This is a genomic window from Streptomyces silaceus, assembly GCF_001419745.1.
GTDB classification, from domain to species: domain Bacteria; phylum Actinomycetota; class Actinomycetes; order Streptomycetales; family Streptomycetaceae; genus Streptomyces; species Streptomyces silaceus.
Genome location: NZ_LIRJ01000583.1, coordinates 1 through 2170, shown reverse-complemented (window position 1 = coordinate 2170; position 2170 = coordinate 1). Strand labels below are relative to the sequence as shown.

2 protein-coding genes are annotated in these 2170 nt (G+C 72.5%); one reads left to right on the top strand and one right to left on the bottom strand.

All coding sequences use genetic code 11. The annotated features are described in order from the left end of the window. Positions 1-155: 155 nt before the first annotated feature. Entirely contained in the window at positions 156-1034 is an 879-nt protein-coding gene (locus AOK22_RS37070) for an NAD(P)-dependent oxidoreductase (protein WP_079037081.1), read from the bottom strand. A 58-nt stretch (positions 1035-1092) separates the two neighbouring features. Between AOK22_RS37070 and AOK22_RS37065 the strand changes: the two genes are divergently transcribed. Next, positions 1093-2064, top strand: coding sequence for a LysR family transcriptional regulator (locus AOK22_RS37065; RefSeq protein WP_425264114.1), 972 nt, complete (start codon positions 1093-1095; stop codon positions 2062-2064). The last annotated feature ends 106 nt before the right edge of the window (positions 2065-2170 follow it).

Below are 2170 nucleotides of genomic sequence, written 5' to 3'. Positions count from 1 at the left end.
GCGGCGACGTCGTCGCCCTCGCCTATCTGACCCGAGAGGTACAACAGCACTCCCCCGTCGTCGAGTTGGACGCGGGCGACCTGGGAGTAGGGGCCCATGGGCTGGGGCGCCGAGGCCGGGTTGTCGAGGGTGATACGCATGGCTGCGTACTCCTTTCAGGGGGTGCGGCGGGCGCGGATGCGGGTGACGGCGCGGGCGATGTCCTCGTGCACGACGTCCGGGTCGGCGGCGGCCGCCTCGAAGTGTGACAACACCGCTTCCATGGCGGGCAGTTCGGCGACGCGGGTGGCCAGGGAGATGTCCTTGACGGCGAGATCGCTGCCGAAGTGCACGCCCTCGGCGAAGGCGCGGGCGACCGCACCCGCGAGCGGCCCCTTGGCGAGGGCGTCCTTGGCGGTTCCCTCGTCCAGGCCGAGCGCGTCGGCGAGCTTCATCGCCTCGGCGACGAGGGCCACGCCACCGATGACGGCGGTGTTGACGACGAGTTTGAGCGCGGCGGCCGAGCCGAGGGGGCCGGTGCGGGTGACGGGACCGAAGCGGGCGAGGACGTGCTCGACGCCCGCCGCGTCGCCGCCCGCGAGGATGCCGAGCCGGCCCGCGGCGGCCTTGTCGGTGCTGCCCATGACGGGGGCGTCGACGAGGGTGACACCGTCGGGCACCCGCTTGCCGAGCTCGGCCACGACATCGGGGCCGACGGTCGACATCTCCACCCAGTACGCGCCCTCGCGCAGCGCGGGGACGACGGCGTCGGCGACCGCGCGCACCGCGTCGGGGCCCGCGAGCATGGTGATGACGACGTCGGCGTCACGTACCGCCTCGGCGGGCGTCGCGGCGGCCGTCGCTCCCGCCTCGACCAGCACCTCCGCCTTCGCGGCGGTTCGGTTCCAGACGGTCAACGGATGCCCTGCGGACAGCAACTGACGGGCCATCGGCTCCCCCATGTGCCCGAGCCCGAGAAACGCGATCTTCTCCGTGGTGTTCTGTGTGGTGTTCTCTGCGGTGTTCTCAGCGGGTTTGCCCGCGATCTTCTCCATGCGTCCGACGCTAGGCCCGGGGAAGGGATGCGACAAGCGAGTCTCTAGCATGCGAGCCATGCCGAATCAGCATGTCGCACGCATGGCCGACACCGCTTTCCCGGAACTCGTGACGGCCGACGTCACTCCCCCGGACCTCTCGACCGTCTGGCTCCGCACGTTCCTGGACGTGGCCCGGCACGGGTCGTTCACGGTGGCCGCTCGGGAACTGGGGTGGACGCAGTCCGCCGTGTCGCGGCAGATCTCCTCGCTGGAGTCGGCCCTCGGCGGGGCGCCGCTCTTCGACCGGCTGCCACGCGGGGTACGCCCGACCGCGCAAGGCCGGGCCCTCCTGCCGCACGCGGAGGACCTGCTGGCCCGACTCCATTCCATGGGGCGGGAGTTGACCGCGTTGCGGGAGGCGACCGGCGGGCTGCTGCGGGTCGGCGCGTTCGCGACGGCGGACGCGGGGCTGGTGCCACGGGCGATGGGACGGTTCCGTACCCGGCACCCCGGCGTGACCCTCACGCGCGAGGAGGGCCTGACGCCCGCGCTCCTGTCCCGCCTCACCGAGGGCGAACTCGACCTGGCGGTGGTCTCCACGACGGGCGGCGCCCTGCCCGCCGACGCGTACGAGCTGCACCATCTGCTCGACGAAACGCTGTACGTCGCCCTGCCCACGGCCCACGCACTGGCGACCGAAACCGAGCTGCGGCTTCCCCAACTCGCCGATGAGGAGTGGATATCCGGCAGCCATCGCGTCGAGGGCACCCTGCTGCACACCGCACTCCGCCACGGCTTCCGGCCGCGCGTCGCACACGTCGTCGCCGAGTGGACGGCGAAACAGGGGTACGTCGCCGCGGGCCTCGGCGTGACCCTGATCCCCGCCCTCGCGGCCGAGTCGGTCCGCCCGGACATCACCCTGGTCCCCCTGCGGGACGACTCCGCCCCGGCCCGCGCGGTGTACGCGGCGACGGCGCGGGGGCGCTCGGTACCGCCCGCGGTTGCGCCGTTCCTGGCGGCTTTGCGGGAGGCGTGTGCGGCGGAGTGAGGGCGACACCTCAGACGACCCGCACCTCAGACAAGCTGCGCACGGGCACCTCAGACAAGCAGTGCACCAGCTCCTCAGACAACTGCCACACCCTCATCCCACCCCC